Here is a 16,095-nt window from a genome sequence, read left to right on the forward strand (position 1 = left end):
GGTCACCGGTGTTGAAGACCGAACGGTGATGAATGCAAGTCAAGATTTATCCACTAACGGCAATTCCTCTCCTATAGTCGTCAGCTCCAAAGATGCAATTCTTCAAGGTTACGGTGTAGAAAAACGGGATACACCCTATACCGGCGATACGCTTTATAAAGGCGATGGCTATGTATCCTTCTTTTATGACTATGACCCTAATTCCGGCAAGTCTGACGGGACGGCTACGTTTAAAGTGAACGTGCCTACAGCAGGTCTTTATAGGCTGAGCCTCGGCTACTACATTCCGGTGGACACCGGCTCCAAGGATACCAGCATCAAGGTCAATGGCACCATGGCTGAAAACATAACGCTGGCTGCTCCTCCGAAAGGTGCGGCGGTGAACGAGAAAATGGTAACTAAGATCATGCTGAATGCTGGCACAAACGAGCTGACTTTTTCAAGAGGCTGGGGATATTACGGGATCGAGTATGTGAAGGTTGAATTCGCCAATCTGCCAGCTGCAATAAGCAAAATGGAAGCCGAAGACGGAGCCATTACTGGTGAGGTCAGCATCGAAGCTGCTGATACGGGTTATTCCGGTACCGGTTACGCAGCCTTTAAAGGCACAGGGTCGTTAACCTTTGCCTATAACGCAGCCTCAAGCGGGCTTTACAATCTTGCAATCGGTTACAGTAATCCCAATGGAGACAAAAAGACCCAATTGATGGTCAATGGCCAGACCAGCGAAACATCACTCCCGACAACAGCAAGCTACACAGAGGTATCTGGCGGTAAACTGATGCTGAGTGCGGGAAACAATACCATACAGTTCAATGTCGATTCGGACCAATATCATATCGACTACGTCAAGCTGTCAGCAGTGTCCCCCCCGAAACTGCATCAGATTGAGAAAAAGCCAGTAAACCCGAATGCGACTGCGGAAACCAAGGCACTTATGGGTTATCTCGTCGATAGTTACGGCAGCAACATTCTTTCCGGTCAGCACACTCTTGAGGATGCCCAGTGGATTAAAGACCAAACTGGAAAGTATCCTGCCATATTATCAACGGACATGATGGATTATTCTCCCTCTCGCATCAAACATGGCGCCACCTCAACTGAAGTGGAAAAGGCGATTCAATGGGCCAAAGAAGGTGGAATTGTCACATTCGCATGGCACTGGAATGCTCCTAAGGGACTGCATGATATTCCCGGCAAAGAATGGTGGCGCGGGTTTTACACGGACGCTACTACATTCGACGTTCAATATGCGCTTACTCATCCCGAGTCGGAAGAGTATCAGCTTATCCTACGGGATATCGATGCTATTGCTGCTCAGTTGAAACGCCTCCAAGACGCTCACGTTCCGGTGCTGTGGAGACCGCTGCACGAGGCGGAAGGCAAATGGTTCTGGTGGGGCGCCCAAGGGCCAGGCTCCGCCAAGCAACTGTACCATATATGTACGACCGCCTAACAAACTACCATCACCTGAACAACCTGATCTGGGTATGGAACTCCGAGAGCCCCGAGTGGTATCCGGGAGACGATGTCGTCGATATTGTAAGTGTGGATATCTACAACCAGGCGGCTAATTATAGCCCAAGTATCGGCAAGTATGACAGCTTGGTGAATCTCGTGCAAGGCAAGAAGCTGGTTGGTCTGTCCGAAAACGGCCCGATTGGCGATCCTGAATTACTTCAAACATATTCAGCGCATTGGCTCTTTTTCACCACATGGACAGGCGACTTCATTCGCAACGGACAATATAACTCCCTGGATCATCTCATAAAAGTGTTCAACAGCGATTACGTGATCACGAGGGATGAGCTTCCTCAAGACCTTTTTACTTCCATCAAGAATGAAGCGGAGTAAGGCGCTCTTAACGTGCCCATAACTGTACCGTCCCTCCAGCACCATGAAGCAGCGTAGAAGCCTGTCTCTAAAGAACAGCGGCCACCTCAGAAAGTAACCGGGGTGGCCGCTTTTGATTTATAACCTGAATGAATGCAGTCTATCGCAAACCAATGAAAAAGGACCGTCTCCTCTCCAATTGGAAAGTGGAAACGGCCCCGTTCTTTTATGCGAAACGAGTTAGTTAGTGGACCACAGCTTAATTCGGTCTTGGATATGTTTGGTAAAGGATTGTTCCATTTCTTGTACTCCGGCTTTCTCCAGTTCTGCCATATAGACATCCCAAACCTTGTCGAAGTTTTCCGGTTTAGTCATGACAGCTTCCGGAATCCGTTTCCATGTAATATCCTTCATCTTGGCTCCGAGAATAACAGCCGGATCGTCATTGGGAAGAGGCATCGTATACGCTGCTCCATATGCTCTCGGTTGGAATTCATCTTCCTTCGGGAATAGATCCTTCCAGTGCTCAATCTTATAGGCCTTTAGCACTTCCTTCTCCGACTTGTTATAAGTCGCTGTCAGCAGTTCAGGATAACTACGAGTAAAATAGTTGCCAGTCGAGTCCTTAATGCCATCACCATAATGGACCATCAAGTTCCAATATAGACCGATTCCGGACTCTTTTTGGAAAGCCGCATTGTCATTGTTCATCCGTTCAAGTACAGCCGGAATAATCGTCCGTTTGCCGTCTTTAACTGTGTAATGCTTGCCTTCAATCCCCCAATTATTCAGGACTTGACCCTCTTCCGATGCCAGAAAGTCGAGGAACTGGATGGCACGTACCGGGTCCTTACACTTGCTAGAGATCGAGATTCCATATCCCCCATCAAAGCCAGGAAGCCAGAAGTTGGTGTCCTTATATTCCTTGCTCATGGTGACTGGATAATGACCGTAAGTCTGATCGAATTTGCCCTCCGCCTTCAGCGCATTTTGTCCGTCGCCATAGTCCCATTCCGGATCGGCCAGACCCAGTACGCGGCCAGAGGCCACTTTTGCCTTAAACTGGTCTGTCTTCTGTACGAAGCTTTCTGGGTCCAGCAATCCAATGGCATTCATGTGATTCAACCAGCGGAAATATTCTTTTTCTTCCGGCCGGCGGAAATGATAAGTCGCTTGGTGTGTTTTTTGATCGATGAAGTATTCGCCGTCGTCTGGTCCCCCGGTCGTTTGAAATCCTGAATTCGTGACCTGGTACATATGCCAATCGTCGGCATTTAGGGACAGTCCGATATTTCTGTTGCCATTTTCGTCCGTCGGATGCTTGGTGATATAGTCCTTAATGACTTTTTCGAAATCCTGTACTGTACGGATGTCTGGGTATCCCGCTTCCTTGACGACACGGTGTTGGAGTTTAAATCCTACGTCGGGTTTGATTTTTTCCTCTTCGACAGCAGACCAGGTCGGAATAACATAGATGGATTGATCATCCAAACTGTACTTCGTCCGAACAAGCTTGTCTCCCAGCATTTTTTTGATATTCGGTGCATGCTTGTCGATCAAATCCGTCAGATCAATAATTGCACCAGCATCGACAAGTTTGCCGACATCCGCCTTAGCAGCGATTAAATCAGGATAGTTTCCTGTGGCTGCAATCAATGAAATCTTTTGGACCGGGTCTCCGACAGCAAATTCAGCATCTAGGGTTACTCCGGTTTTTTCAGCGATGACCTTACCGACTTCATCCTTCATGTTATTCCAATTTGTACTGGAGTCTTCCGAAAAATAAGTAAGCGTGATGTCGCCTGTTGTTACGGCCTTGGTAGCCTCAGACGGATTATTACCACTACACCCTGCAAGGGTCGCCACTAAAGTTAGTGACATTACGAAAGGTACGATCATTCTATTTTTTCTTGACTTCATGGAGCTAAACCTCCCCTTATAATGAATGTTGCCTCGTTTTAGCTTTTTACCGCTCCAAGCGTCATACCTTTAACAAAATATTTTTGTAGAAAAGGATAGACGATAAGAATCGGCACGGTAACAATGATGGTGATTGCCATTTTAACGGATTCGGGCGAAACCCGTGCCATACGCTCCGCCATATTGGCAGCGTCCTGGGAATTGGTTGCGCTTGTTGTCGTACTTTGCAAAATTTTCATCAATTCATATTGCAGGGTCGTCAACGATTCGTTGGACCCATTAAACAGATAAGTATCGAACCAAGAGTTCCATTGTCCAACCGCCAAGAAGAGCGCTACGGTCGCTAATGCTGGTTTGCAAAGAGGAAGAATAACGCGCCAGTAGATCGTGAAATCGTTGGCACCATCCAGCTTAGCTGATTCCTGTAACGCATAAGGCAGACCATCAATGAAGGAACGAATAATGAAGACGTTAAACGCACTTACAAGGCCCGGTAAAATATAGACGGCAAATGTATCAATTAAATGCAATTCCTTCATCAGGATAAAACCTGGAATTAACCCTCCGGAAACATACATGGTAACAGCAAGAAAAATTGAGATGAACCTTCTGGCTTGAAAATCACTTCGGGCAAGCGTATAAGCGAGCATCGAGCCGCTGACCAAGCCCGCTACAGTGCCAATGACGGTCCGCAGAAAGGAGATTTTGAATCCAGTGATTAACCCCTCATAGGTGAAAATCAAATCGTAATTTTTCAAAGTAAATTGCCTTGGCCAGATGGTGATTCCACCTCTAATGGTGTCCACCGAATCGTTAAAAGAGATAGCCAGCACATTTAAGAACGGGTAGATCGTCAGAACGGTTACCACAATCATGAAAACATAAACAACTACCTCTAGGATTCGGTCTTGTGGTGATTTAGACTTAAGCTTGTTGTTTAATCCACCGACCGGCGTAGTGCTTTTGACAGCCTCCATGTCTATTCTCCTCCTTACATAATGCTCTCGTTGGTATAGCGCTTAAAGATTCCGTTAGCCGCAAACAATAGGACCAGGCTTATCACCGAATTGAAGATATTAATGGCCGTCCCGAAAGAGTAGCGTCCCATCGCCAGACCATAATTAAGCGCATACAAATCAAGTACTTCAGAGTAATCGATGACCAGGTGATTGCCCAACAAAAATTGCTTCTCGAATCCCGTACCGAGCAGATGGCCAATAGACATAATCAGGAGAATGATAATGGTCGGCCGGATCCCCGGCAGCGTAATATGCCACATTTGCTGGAATCGGCTAGCGCCGTCCACCCGTGCAGCCTCGTATAATTCAGGACCAATACCGGCGATGGCAGCCAGATAAATAATAGCGTTCCACCCCGTTTCCTTCCAGATGTCTCCGAAAGTTACAACCCACCAAAATAATTTACCTTGGGCCATAAACTGGACTGGCTGATCGATGATGCCTAGACCCATGAGCATATCGTTTACGACACCGCCATCCGCTGAAAGCATTTTGGTGACAATGCCTGCAGCAACCACCCATGAAACAAAGTGCGGCAGATAAGATACAGTCTGAACAAATCGTTTTACAACCTGAATACGGACCTCGTTGAGCAATAGAGCAAAGACAACCGGTACAATAAAACCAGCGACCAGTCCCATAAGACTCATAGCCAGCGTGTTCCGCAGTACTTGGTAAAAATGATCATCTTGGAACAAAGTACGAAAATGCTCCAAGCCCACCCACTTCTGTTCAAAAAAACTCAAACCGGGTCTGTATTTCTGAAATGCCATTGTCCAGCCCCATAGCGGCAAATACTGAAAGATGAAGACCCAGATCACAAACGGAATGGACATATAATAAAGATACCTCTGGCTTTTAAATACCTTCCAAGCATTCCGCTTCGGTTTTTTGTATACGTTTTCCGAATTCGCTGTTACCGCTTTCATTTTTTTCATCCCCTCTCTTAAATCCATCATAAAACAGAGGAGAGTCAGAGCCCATACAACGGATTTCGGGAAAAATCATTCACAAATTATGGATTTCTATATTCCGACGGTGAACAGCCTTCGTACCTTTTGAACTTGCTGTAAAAGTAGTTAACACTTGTATAGCCGACGCTTTCAGCGACTTCGTAAACTTTCATTCCCTGGTCCAGCAACTCCTTTGCCTTGCGGATACGGACTCTGTCCAGATAGGTGTTAAAGTACTCCCCAGTCTTGTTCTTGAATAGCTGACCCAAATAGGCAGTACTATAGTTTAGTAGTCCAGCCAGCGTTTCCAGCTTCAGGTTGTCTGTATAATGACTGTGAATGAAGTCGATCATTTTTTTGAATTCCTGCTCCTTTCCACGAGGTTCGGAGTCTTTCGCCAAAGCTAGCAGGAAACGGTAGGTCTCTTCCAAAAGATCATGTAAATGATCATGCTGGTATATCCCATTCAAAAAACGGGAAACTTCCTCCGTCTCTTTCAACTCGATACAGAAACCCGCGGTCAGCTTGTGAATGACCGCATTGGACAGAAAGAAGAACGACTCTTTGATCGACTTCTCATCTTGCCCCTGTTGGAGAAAAAATGCTGCCGCCTCGTTCAACAATGGAAGTATTACAGTCTGGTTCCCTACTTCCAGACTGTAATACAGGCGGAAGATGAATTCCTCCATCGTTTCTTCAGCTTTATCAGCAGATAATCGGGGGGAATCCAGCGCAGGAGAAAAGAAAGGATACGGACCTAGCAGTCGGTTCTTCTCACTGAAAAAGGATTGTTTTACCGCTTCCTGGGCCTTTAAAAAAGATTTACAAATATCTTCAGGAGCAGATACTGCCCCTCCGGTTGCAGCGACGAACCTAACATTATCCGCAGCATTACGAATCTCATTGTGCAGAATTTCACGCCGTTCTCTTCCGCGCAGCGGCGCGTTGAGCAACAGGACTGTATACGGAGGGATTACTGTGACAAGCCCCATCATCTGCCCCTCGATCTTTGCCTTTAATCCATTCGAAAGCTGGTATGCGACATCGGAACGGTCTACTTCGGAAACACGCGGGTAGACGACCACGACTTCGTAGCTGGTCCACAACAAATCCGCTTCTATTGCTTTACTTCTCAACTTGGCGGGATCTTCAGTTTTCTCTTGAGGGACGAGCAGACTGTGCAGGTATAAATCGCGATTAATAACCTCTCTCTTACGCCACTCCTCTTGAAGGCGCTCCTCTTCGATTCGCTCGCGTATCCGTTTTATACTGGACGTCATTTCATCAATGTCGACCGGTTTAAGGAGATAGCCGAACACCCCGTATTTAATCGCTTGTTTGGCATACTCGAAGTCGGCATATCCACTGAGGATTATAAAATGCAAATGATGACCACCGGATCTCAAGTGCTCAATCAACTGTAAGCCATCCATAACCGGCATGCGGATATCGACAATTACGACATCAGGAGCTTTTTCCTCGATGACTTCCAATGCTTCTTTTCCATTGGCTGCCGTAGCTGTAACGATACATCCGAGGCTTTCCCATGGAATCAGTGTTTGAAGCCCTTGACGAAGCTTCGGTTCATCGTCAACGATGACTACCTTAATCATTTGGTTTCACCTCCAGGTATGAAAAACTGAATACAAGTGCCTTTTCCAGGCTCGCTCTCAATATGTAAGGCACTAGAGGTCCCATATAGTAAGACGAGACGATCATTTACGTTTCGTAGTCCAATTCGCTGGACCTCCTGTTCATGTACAGATGCAGCAAGCTCCGCTTGTACAAGGACGAGACGATCGTCCGTGAAACCGGCGCCGTTGTCACATACTATAACTCGAACCCCCTCTGGGATTTTCTTAACTTTCACTTCAATGACAGCTCCCTCTGCTTGATTATCCAGACCGTGTACAATAGAATTCTCCACCAATGGTTGAATAATCAGAGGTGGAACCAGTGTTTCCTCCAAATCCGGATCAACCATTAAGCGATACTCCAAACGGTCTTCATACCGGAATTTTTGAAGATCAAGATAACAGCACACTTGCTCAAGCTCTTTACGCAGTGGAATCTTGTCGTTACCGGCCTCCAGACTGCTGCGCAACAACGCGCTCAACTGCCATACGGCTTTAGCGATATCGTCCTGTTGGCGAATGTGGGCCTCCATTCTAATGGACTCTAGAGAATTGAAGAGAAAATGCGGGTTGATCTGGCTTGCCAGCATTTTGAACTTGATCTCGTTCTGTCTCTGCTCCACCAGGTTTTTCTGACGATTCGTTTCTTGAACCTCCTGGACCAAATGGTTTACGTTACTGACGAGCGCGTTAAATTCCCTCGATAGTAGACCAACTTCATCTTTTCCGTCGATATGGAGATAGGTTTCCCACGAGCCCGCCCCTACTTGGGTCATATGCTTGCTCAAGCGGAGAAGCCTTCTGGATAATAGCGAAGCAGAAGCATAGATAAGTAAGGCTGCAAATATTAGACTAGCTGTGATCACGACTCCGCCGAGCCATATCACTTGATTAGCATCTCGGGTAATTTCAGAAACGGTAAAAACGGAAATAATGCGAAGTCCATTCCAGCTGTTCTGTGGAGTTAGATTTGCGATCACCACTTTCGATGCTTTTCCGTTAATGAGTGTGTTGTAACTTCCTTCCTGTTGGAAAAGTATATTTTCGTCGACATGAATTTCAGAAAGATTCTTCCCAAACAACTCTGCTTCATTGGACGCGACAATCTGATTCCGGTTATCCACGATCAAGGTAGGGAACGATTCCTGATTCAGGATTGAATTTAATTGGCGCTTGTTAACATTTATGACCAGAACCCCTTTGCGCCCTGGTGAATTTACTGAGAATGATCGAATCAGGCTGAGATAATCGGCATTGTACCTCTCATCCTTAATTAAATTCCAGCCAACCAATCCTTTCTGCTCTATGGCCTCCTTGTACCAACCTGCGGTTGTGATTCTTTCGTCCGGCTGGATAAATTCCCAATTATTAAGTGCTCCAGGATTAGGGACATAGACACGGATGCCGGATATCTCTTTGTACAATTGGAGGTAGTCACGAATACCTGTATACTCCCGGTAAGCCTGAATGACTTCGATGTAGCTGTCATACTTTTGGCTGGCCACCATTTTCATCCGATTGTCATTGGTTAGCCGATACGAGATGTCCAGCGGCACTTTAATCAGTTCTTCTGTACGATTTTGGACCCGCTCGACGTTGTTGGATGCTTGCATAAAGGCGTCCTTAATGACGGCCTCTCGAAGCTTCCCAGTCAGAAACAGGCCGCATAACAGCAAGGGAAGAACAGCTACCGAAATGAATGTAAGCGTCATCTTCTTTCTCAGTTTCATGTCATTCATCATTCGTATAAAAAACATGGCTTGTCCTCCCCAATCAGTACGCTGATGCGCGCAAAATGCCCCTTTTATACAAAAAGGGGCATGCATAACTCAGTCGATTGTTTTCTATCTTTCGCCAATTGTACTGTTGTACTGATCCTTTAAGCCTTAAGCCTTGTTGGACCTTAATGCCCGAAGCCTGAACCATCCACTTTCATAGTCTTTCTGTCTGTAGACAAGAGGTAGGCCCAACTTCATAAGCCGATCCCCCCCATGGATAGACTTTTGCCCGCTATTTCCTGACTGAACCTCATATTCGAGCTCTGGATTTAGTCCGTCAAGGCGCAGGGCTCGCCAAGGCGCGTTTGGGACAGCCATCACTTGGAAATAGTAGACGATGGCATCCTCTTGGTCTTCAGAAACAAACATCCAAGCCGATTCGTTATCTTCAAACGGGCTCTTTAGGCGATACAAGTCACCCTTCTGTACTAAGCCACGTATCTGCTTATATACTGCGATTTGGCGTTTGACCGTCTCTTTTTCCTCATCGGTGAATTTCGTGAGATCAAGCTCATATCCAAAATTTCCGGACATGGCCACATCACCTCGAAAATCAAGGGGGGTTATGCGTCCAACTTGATGGTTCGGAACTGCTGACACATGCGCTCCGGTGGCGCTTACAGGATAGACAAGGCTAGTTCCATATTGAATCTTCAGGCGTTCCACCGCATCGGTATTATCACTAGTCCAGACTTGAGGCATGTAGTAAAGCATGCCTGGGTCAAAGCGTCCTCCGCCACTTGAACAGCTCTCGAAAAGAATATGCGGGAAATCGGTAGTGACGCGCTCCAGCAGCTCATACAATCCAAGAACATAGCGATGGGCAGTCTCAGATTGGCGCTCCGGCGGCAGTTCGGCGGAACCAATTTCCGTCAGACAGCGATTCATATCCCATTTCACGTACGAGACTGGGGCGCTGGAGAAAATGGCAGCCAGCGAATCGTAGATGTAATCGCGTACTTCCTTGCGAGTATAGTCCAGCACCAGCTGCCATCTGGCTTCGCTGCGCCGCCGTCCTGGAACGTGAAGGCACCAATCTGGATGCTTCCGGTACAGCTCACTGTCTGGGGAGATCATCTCCGGCTCGAACCAGAGCCCGAATTTAAGCCCCAATTGATTGATACGTTTCGCGACATCAGCCAGTCCGTCTGGCAGCTTCCGACGATCCTCGTACCAATCACCGAGAGACGAATTGTCAGAATCCCGTTTTCCGAACCAACCGTCATCCAAGACAAAGAGCTCGATGCCTAGCTCTGCCCCCTCCTTCGCTATCGATACCAGCTTATCTGCATTGAAGTCAAAATAGGTAGCTTCCCAGTTATTGACCAGAATAGGGCGTTCTTCATCCCGATATTTCCCTCGGCAAAGCCGAGTTCGATACAAGCGATGATATGTACGCGACATTTCTCCCAGTCCTTGACCAGAGTATACCATAACGGCTTCTGGTGTCTGGAAGCTCTCTCCTGGGCTCAGTAACCATGAAAAGTCAAAGGAGTTTACGCCAATGCTAAACCGGGTAGAGCCAAATGAATCTAATTCCGCTCCAGCCTCAAAGCCCCCGCTGTACACAAGGCTAAAGCCGAATGCCTCACCATGGCGTTCAGTTGTCTCCTGCGTGACCAATGCAGTAAAAGGATTAAGTTGGTGACTGCTCATGCCCCTTTTACTATCAATTCGGGTTTCACCTTGAAGGATCGGTTTGCGGGTAATATTCCCTTCCCGTGCCCATGCTCCCGAAAGATACATGAACTCTAAATCGCTTTTCCCTGAGAAATCGACGCTGGCACTTAGCGCACGGAGGAGTCGAAGACTTTGTTCCCCCTCATTACTTAGACGAGCCGAACGAGCGATTACGTTTCGATCCGCAAAAACAGTATAAAGAAGAACCACTTTAAGACCTGAAAAGGCATCTTTTAATTCCAGTTCCAACGTATCCGCTTCAGCTTCATTCTCGGTATATACGGCCGGAAGACCTGGTAAAGATGGCTTTCCCTTAATAATCCGGTAACCATCGTACTTTAATTCCGTGATGCGAGTTCCATCCTCAAGCTCTACTTGATACGCCGGGGTACGGAAGTCCCCACTTCCATACTGTGGGTATTCTTGCGGCAGCCGATCCAATCCAGCCGTCGTAGGAGTGTAAAGCAAAAGATCAGCCATGGGCTCACGGTGCTTCAACCTGTCTCCCCAGTATACATGCACAGGAAATCCATCGACAATCTGAATAATATAACTCATGCCCGACGACTGCAAATGAAACAGCCCCGGTTGCTCTTGAACAATGATACCCATTGGGAAAATAACCCCTCTCATAAATAATAATCATCAGAGTTCCACACCTAAAAAGGTACTCAGAAGAAGTATTTTGTAACAACCATCAACTAAGTTCATATGGTGTAAAGCTTGATAAGATCCAACAATATAGCAGTAGGTTCTACAGAAATCATATATTAATTTTAGATATGAAGTACATGGCATGGTGCTCACTATTTATGTTATAATGCTTGATAATTTACATAAGGAGATTTTACCGTGATAGAGTATTTGCCACGTAGTAAACAGCACTCTGAATTGTATCTAACTCAGTTTGGCATAGAGAAATGCATACCCAGTCACTTTTTCGGACCTGCTATAAGAGATCACTATTTGCTCCATTATGTTTTGGACGGAGAGGGTACCTTCGAGGTTGGCGGGTTCAGTTATCGCTTGCGGAAAGGACAGTGGTTTCTAATCTGCCCGCGAGTCATCACTTATTATCAAGCCGATGCCGTAAATCCTTGGTCTTATTGCTGGTTTGGCTTTAATGGGACACTGGCAGAAACACTCCTCAAGCAAGCAGGCCTGACGATGACGTCCCCAATCCTCTACTTTGAAGGAGACCATTTGATTTATCAGTATTTGCAGCAAATGAACGAATCAAGTGGATGCCATAAAGCTCGGGAAACTAGATTGACCGGGCTGCTTTACTTAATGTTATCGGAGCTTATAGAGTTCAGTCCGGCAGCGTCCTCCGACCAAAAAGAAGGTCGGGCAGAAATTTACGTTGAAAAAGTGAAAGACTTTATCGAAATGAATTATGCTCAGAAAATTACCATTGAGCATATTGCACATTTTATCGGACTCAATCGGAGCTATTTATGTTCGTTATTTAAACAACGAGTAAACACAAGCATTCAAGATTATTTGATTCGCTATAGAATCAATAAAGCCTGTGAAATGATGGGGAACGCCGAACTTTCGATAGGCGATATTTCCCGTTCAGTCGGCTATAATGATCCTTTGCTCTTCTCCAAAATTTTTAAAAAGGTAAAGGGATTCTCTCCCAAGCATTACCGAGCCGAAACCCATGCTCAAATCTAAAACGACTACTGAAATTACAAGTAGAAGCCTCTAACGAACAAAAGAGGTCAACCAGAAAAACGGGACTGACCCCCGTTTGTGAGACAGGGATCAAAACACCTTCCAAGTTTAAGCAGCCAGTTGTCGGAAATGAACCGGCGACTGGTTGTTTAGTTTTGTTTGAATGCGAATTGAGTTATAGTAAAGGATGTACTCTCGAACGGTCTGCTCGACGATTGCCGTCGTCGTACAGGTTAAACCTTCGAGGTAGAACGTTTCAGACTTTAGTGTGGAATGAAACGATTCGATGGGGGCATTATCAGCAGGCGTTCCCTTACGGGACATGCTCATGGTAATGCCTTTTCCTTTTACAGCTTCCTGGTAGGCCAAGGATGTGTAGACGCTGCCTTGATCGCTATGAAGTATTGCACCTAGTAGAGATGGCAACTGACGAAGGGTATCGAGCACAAATGCGGTGTCCTGCTTGTCAGCTATACTGTATGCCACAATCTCTCCGTTAAACAAGTCTAAAATACTCGACAGATACAACATTCTTCCTCCAAATGGCAAATACGTAATGTCCGTTACAAGTTTTTGCATAGGCGTATCTGCTTCAAACTGTCGCTTTAGCAGATGCTCCGCGATATGAATGGGTTGCCCAGTGGGTTTCCGTTTCTTCGCTTTGACACGACATTGCAGCCCTTCACGCTGCATAATCCGTTGCACGCGTTTGTGGTTTACTGTATACTCCCTCCGAAGCAAGGCGGTGATTTTCCGGTATCCATAACGATATTTATGCTGGATACAGAGTTCGCAGATTTTCTCTACCAAGTGGTCCTCAAGTTTGCTCGCATACTCCGCCTTCCAGCGATAGTACGTGGCGCGAGAGATTCCTATCCATGCACAAGCTTGCTTCACACTCACTTCCCCTCGGATCGACTCTATCCACTCCATTACGATCTTTGACGATACCTCCTCTCCAGTACCCTGTACTTTTTTAGCAACTCTAGTTGTTGTCTCAAAAACCTGTTCTCAGCTTGGACCTTCTCTAATTCCGAAGTGTATTCGGGTCCTTTGCCGTAGCTGTATTGTTTACCTACAGGCTGCTCTAAACGGTTTTGCTCGCCACTACGGTACCATCTCATCCAAGTTTCCACTTGTGTCTTGTTTCGTATGTTTAATTGCTCCATGATTTCTTTGACTGGAATACCAGCCATTCTCATTTCAATCGCCTTCATTTTAACCTCTAATGGATAACTGACTCTTGTTGCCAACGAAAAAACACCTCCAAGGTTGTCTCCATATCTTACGACATGGTTGCATTCTCTTGAAGGTGTTTTGATTTGTCTCACGTTAAGGGGTCAGTCCCAAACTGGTTGACCTCTTTTATTTATTTTGCGGTTTGCCCTTCCAAATAAGAAACAGGTTCTTTAACCTCTACTTTGGTACCGCCAAATTCATCCTTAATGTACTTTTGAGTATCCTCGTTATGATAGAGATCCGCTAATTTTTGTAGTCCCTTATCGTTTGCCTTATCCGATGAAGTTACCAGAACGTTAATATTGTTCTTTGTTGCCTGACTGATCTCTTCGTGGAACAAGGAATCCTTCAGTACGTTCAGACCGCCTTCTAAAGCAATCGTGTTCCCGATCAACACCAAGCCTACATCCTGAATCACGCGCGGACCTGTTTTGTCGTCGATTAGTTCAAATTTCAGGTTTTTAGGATTACTAGTAATATCATTGACTGTACCTAAAGCATCATTAAAGTCAGCTTTAAGCTTAATTAAACCGGATGCTTCCAACAGCTTCAAACCTCGTGCTGTATTCGCCGGATTGTCCGCCAAAGCCACCAACGCTCCGTCAGTCACTTCATCGATGCTTTTGAACTTTTGCGAATAAATCCCCATCGGCTCCAGGTAGGTAGTGGCTATCGCCTTCAAATCGGCTTTGCTCTCTTTGTTATAGCTCACCAGATACGCCCACGATTGGAATGCATTCACGTCCACATCGCCTTGTCTAGTCGCATTGTTCGTTTCGATCCCACCGTTAATTTCCTTTACTTCAATATCCAGCTTGGCATCCTTGGCGGCCTGGGATTGGGCAATATGCTTCCAAATCTGCGCGTCAGACCCCATGGAACCAATAACTACTTTTTGCGTTTCCGCACCGGAAGCGGAGCTGGAGCCATTACTGTCTGTGCTTTTATTACCGCATCCTGCGGCTACGAGTAATAAACTAATCCCTAATAGTAAAACGAACGATTTTTTCATGTTGTTTTCCCCCAGATCATGCTAGTATGCTAGTGCATCGTCATTCCACCTGTAACATTAATCGCTTGTCCTGTCATATATGCGGAGAGCGGACTTGCCAGAAACAACACCACATTGGCGACATCCTCTACCTCAGCCGTTCTCCCCAAAGGTACCTGCGAACAATCTTCTTCATATATATCCTGGGCGGTCATTCCGCGAATAACGCCCCCTTCAATCCGCTCGCGATGCTTCATCGGCGTTTCTACGATACCTGGACAAACCGCATTTACCAAAATTTGATGCGGAGCAAGCTCAATGGCCATCACCTTGGTCAAGCCGAGAACCGCATGTTTGGATGCACAATATCCGCCCATGGCCCGATATCCATTTTTACCAGCCTGCGAAGCAATTTGGATAATTCGCCCCGGTTTACGCGCATCCACCATTTCCTTGGCAAATCGTTTGGACGCTACATACAGCCCAGTTGAATTGATCGAAAATACTTTTTCCCAATCAGCCAACTCACTATCAATGACATAATCCATCGTAGAAGTACCTGCGCAGTTCACTAAAATGTCAGGAACTCCCGTTTCGCTGATTAGCAGATTGCACCATCTTTCGATATCATCCGGTTTGGATATGTCCAATTGAGTTTCAACCAACTGTGAATTGACCACTCTATACGGCTCTTCATAAGAAATATCAGCAGAAATGACTTTAGCTCCACTCTGAATGAAAAGCTCTACAATCCCCTTGCCTATACCTGACTTGCCGCCTGTCACTACTGCTGTCTGATGAGATAAGTCTATTGAAATCATAGATTTTAAAATACTCTTTTGAAAGGATCGCGGCTAATGCCAGCCTCCAACACAATCTTCACATATTCCTGTGCTGAAAAAAGAGAATGATCCTTATAGTTCCCGCATTCCAAAGCAGTAACAGCCGGAACTTCTGTCGTTTCCAGAATTCTTTTCAAGGTTTTTTCCAAAGCAAGTGCAATTTCCTCAGGCTCGTGTTCATTCCATAAAATCAAGTAGAATCCCGTTCTGCAGCCCATAGGAGAAATATCAATAATGCCTTTGATTTCGTCTCTCAGATACGTTGCCAATAAATGCTCCAGCGTATGTACAGCTGCTGTTGGCAGTGCGTCTTCATTCGGTTGCAGAAATCTCAAGTCATACTTTTGTACCGTGCTTCCTTTTTCATCATGCTCTACTCCTGCTGCTCTTACATAAGGAGCCTTTACAATCGTGTGGTCTAATTGGAAGCTTTCTACTTTTGCCATTTTTCTCATCCTCATTTTCTGTAATTTTTATTTTTAGTCTAATGACGACTACTCAACATTTGTGCTATTTTTTTAAAATT

At 45.9% G+C, this 16,095-nt stretch carries 11 protein-coding genes and 1 pseudogene; 2 read left to right on the plus strand and 10 right to left on the minus strand.

Annotation, left to right across the window (positions count from 1 at the left end):
• Positions 1–28: 28 nt before the first annotated feature.
• Positions 29–1,854, plus strand: a pseudogene (locus tag BN1546_RS08450) (glycosyl hydrolase).
• A 219-nt stretch (positions 1,855–2,073) separates the two neighbouring features.
• Here BN1546_RS08450 and BN1546_RS08455 read toward each other — a convergent pair.
• The 6 genes from BN1546_RS08455 to BN1546_RS08480 all read right to left on the minus strand — a co-directional run bounded on the left by BN1546_RS08455 (position 2,074) and on the right by BN1546_RS08480 (position 11,429).
• Positions 2,074–3,753, minus strand: coding sequence for an ABC transporter substrate-binding protein (locus BN1546_RS08455; protein WP_090737092.1), 1,680 nt, complete (start codon positions 3,751–3,753; stop codon positions 2,074–2,076).
• 38 nt (positions 3,754–3,791) lie between these two features.
• A complete protein-coding gene (locus BN1546_RS08460) occupies positions 3,792–4,730 on the minus strand; it encodes a carbohydrate ABC transporter permease (protein ID WP_090737094.1) in 939 nt (312 codons plus the stop codon).
• A 14-nt stretch (positions 4,731–4,744) separates the two neighbouring features.
• Positions 4,745–5,701 (minus strand): ABC transporter permease, encoded by a 957-nt coding sequence (locus BN1546_RS08465; protein ID WP_025675673.1) that lies wholly within the window; start codon positions 5,699–5,701, stop codon positions 4,745–4,747.
• A gap of 86 nt (positions 5,702–5,787) precedes the next feature.
• A complete protein-coding gene (locus BN1546_RS08470; RefSeq protein ID WP_090737097.1) occupies positions 5,788–7,338 on the minus strand; it encodes a response regulator transcription factor in 1,551 nt (516 codons plus the stop codon).
• Positions 7,335–9,116 (minus strand): sensor histidine kinase, encoded by a 1,782-nt coding sequence (locus tag BN1546_RS08475; protein ID WP_090737099.1) that lies wholly within the window; start codon positions 9,114–9,116, stop codon positions 7,335–7,337. Before BN1546_RS08475 ends, BN1546_RS08470 begins: the two co-directional genes overlap by 4 nt.
• A 129-nt stretch (positions 9,117–9,245) precedes the next feature.
• On the minus strand, positions 9,246–11,429 hold the full coding sequence (locus BN1546_RS08480; protein ID WP_090737101.1) for an alpha-galactosidase: 2,184 nt from the start codon (positions 11,427–11,429) through the stop codon (positions 9,246–9,248).
• Between the two features lie 240 nt (positions 11,430–11,669).
• Here BN1546_RS08480 and BN1546_RS08485 point away from each other — a divergent pair, with 240 nt between their 5' ends.
• The gene (locus BN1546_RS08485) at positions 11,670–12,497 is read left to right on the plus strand and encodes an AraC family transcriptional regulator (protein ID WP_058830578.1); all 828 of its coding nucleotides are present in this window, start codon (positions 11,670–11,672) and stop codon (positions 12,495–12,497) included.
• A gap of 108 nt (positions 12,498–12,605) precedes the next feature.
• Here BN1546_RS08485 and BN1546_RS08490 read toward each other — a convergent pair.
• From BN1546_RS08490 to BN1546_RS08505, 4 genes are all read right to left on the minus strand, one after another.
• Positions 12,606–13,750 (minus strand): IS3 family transposase gene (locus tag BN1546_RS08490; protein WP_090737102.1). Its coding sequence is split into 2 segments (ribosomal slippage): positions 12,606–13,477 and positions 13,477–13,750, totalling 1,146 coding nucleotides; the frame shifts between segments, so codons are not numbered across the junction.
• 116 nt (positions 13,751–13,866) lie between these two features.
• Positions 13,867–14,748: a MetQ/NlpA family ABC transporter substrate-binding protein gene (locus BN1546_RS08495; RefSeq protein ID WP_013369211.1), complete on the minus strand. Its 882-nt coding sequence runs from the start codon at positions 14,746–14,748 to the stop codon at positions 13,867–13,869.
• Positions 14,749–14,777: 29 nt separating this feature from the next.
• Positions 14,778–15,548, minus strand: a complete 771-nt coding sequence (locus BN1546_RS08500) for an SDR family NAD(P)-dependent oxidoreductase (protein WP_013369210.1) — start codon at positions 15,546–15,548, stop codon at positions 14,778–14,780.
• 5 nt (positions 15,549–15,553) lie between these two features.
• The gene (locus BN1546_RS08505) at positions 15,554–16,015 is read right to left on the minus strand and encodes an S-ribosylhomocysteine lyase (protein WP_013369209.1); all 462 of its coding nucleotides are present in this window, start codon (positions 16,013–16,015) and stop codon (positions 15,554–15,556) included.
• Positions 16,016–16,095: the final 80 nt, after the last annotated feature.

Origin of the sequence: Paenibacillus sp. Mc5Re-14 (genome assembly GCF_001049835.1) — a bacterium.
GTDB classification, from domain to species: domain Bacteria; phylum Bacillota; class Bacilli; order Paenibacillales; family Paenibacillaceae; genus Paenibacillus; species Paenibacillus polymyxa_C.